Annotated in this window: 2 protein-coding genes; one reads left to right on the plus strand and one right to left on the minus strand. The window is 35.3% G+C overall.

Features of this window, described 5'->3' with window-relative positions:
* Positions 1-1,345, plus strand: a 1,345-nt coding sequence (locus tag DBR11_RS23145) for a hypothetical protein (RefSeq protein ID WP_233260871.1), incomplete at its 5' end; no start/stop codon positions are given.
* Positions 1,346-1,375: 30 nt separating this feature from the next.
* Here DBR11_RS23145 and DBR11_RS23150 read toward each other — a convergent pair.
* Positions 1,376-2,113: glycosyltransferase (locus DBR11_RS23150; RefSeq protein ID WP_108554974.1), on the minus strand; the 738-nt coding region annotated here is incomplete at its 5' end.

Here is a 2,113-nt window from a genome sequence, read left to right on the forward strand (position 1 = left end):
TATACTATTCTTCTTGTTTGCGTGTAAGAAAAGTAGCATGGATGACCTTGTTAAAGTTCCAGAAACACCAGCAGTAAAAGATACAACAGCAAAAGCCCCGCCTCCGGTAGTCGTTATAGGAAAGATTGTTGATGTCGGCACTGGATCGGGTGACCTATCTATAGATGGAAAGTCTCTGCCCCTAAAATGCAATGACAAAATTAGAATTGCTAAAGGTTCTTATAAAAGCATAACAATAAAAAATATACAGGCGGAAGACGGATGTGCAATCACCGTTACAAACAATGGTCTTGTAGATATTAATGGAAATTTCAGCCAGATGAATCTTTCTAATTTAAAGGGGGTGATCATTTCTGGTAATGGAGATCCTGGTATTCAATATGGTTTTCAATTCCATGATAACAGTTACAGATCTATCATAATATCAAAGCCGTATACTTCTTCTACCATACAATATGTATCTTTTAAGAACATACAGGATTATGTGATCAGTTATGATCCTAAAACGGTATATGATGGATCAGAAGGCTCTTATTCCAAAAATCTTAAATTTCTAAATATTCGCTGCGAAAACACGTCAAGTTTCCTGCAATTTCCCGGCTCTGTAGAAAACGGGCCTATTATTGGCTTAATTAAGGGACTTGAAATAGCAAATTTAACTTTTGTAAATTCAAGTAAGGTAGGAACAGTTGTTTGGATTGGTAATGTGGAAGACTATGATGTTCATAACAATAGGGTGGACAATATTAACACAGAAAACAATAATCACAACGGAATCTTCCATTTTATGGGTAATGGAAAATTTCATGACAATTATGTAAGCAATCACCAGGGAAATGCACTAAGGGCATGGACCTATTCGATCGGTACTCCGAAGGAGGTTCTTATTTATAACAATATCGTTGTAAATTCAAGAAAGTATTCTGCATTTGAAACTCAATCATTTGAAAACTACATGAGGGGTTCTGTAACTTACGCAAATGCTAAAGTTTACAATAATACATGTGGAAATCTTAATTTAAATAAAGATTGGTACGGGAACGTTGTCGATGTTTATAACCTTGAGGGGGGAACCTGTCAAGTTTTTAATAATATTGGCTTCAATTTTCCTGCTCCAAATCCGGTTACATTGATCTCTAATCAGCAATCTGTTACAAAGCCAACAGAGTCAAATAATTTATACTTCACCTCCATTGATGAAGTTGGATTTTCAGATAAGACAACTTTTAAACTAAATTCATCATCAACTGCCAAAAACAAAGGCCAAGCTATACTTTCCCTGCTTAAAGATTATTATGGGGTTGCACGAAACGTAAATAAACCTTCTATTGGAGCTGTAGAGTAGTTACTGATGTATTAAGCCATTTGGAGGAAGCTAGGGCCTGAAATAGTTAAAATTAAATTTCACATAACGAAAGATATCGCGGATAACTTTCGTTGGAAAATTATCTTTCTGTTTCCAGGCCTGCCTCTTAACTGTACTGGGTTCTTCTTCTGAATTAGATTGATCAAAGAGTTCCTTATATTTTTCATAATATAGGCTTTTTCCTTTGTTTCTGAGAAAAGAAAGCATCATGCGATATTCTGTCACATCCGATTTTATGCCCTCGGCGTAACGACCGAATTTAGAAAAGAAACTGGATCTCCTTAAATGAGGATGATCACTGTAGTAATAGAATTTTTTATAACCCCAAAGAAAAGGATTAAATATCATCTCTGAAAACCCCTCTCCAATGGGCTTTAAATAAGGATATTTCTCATAAGAATAAAAACGCACCATATCTATATCCTCTCGTTTTTCCATACATCCAAGGGCATATCCCAATTTTTCCGGAAAGATGGGTTGGGGAATAAAATCTTCCTGAATATATAATGTATACGCTGACTTTACTGCATCTTGCCCTTTGTTGATGTTATTACCAAGTCCTTTATTTTTTTCGGTAGTCACCACTCTCATGTTGAACTCTTTTTGAACTGAAAGTATTTTTTCCAGATGAACAGATTTACTGCCGTCATCTGAAACAATGATCTCATCGAATACACAATTTAATGCTTTGAACTCTTTCAGTAGCCTGATTAACGAACTACTCCTATTATAATGAGTGATCAATAG

It is taken from the genome of Pedobacter sp. HMWF019 (assembly GCF_003061025.1).
Taxonomy (GTDB): domain Bacteria; phylum Bacteroidota; class Bacteroidia; order Sphingobacteriales; family Sphingobacteriaceae; genus Pedobacter.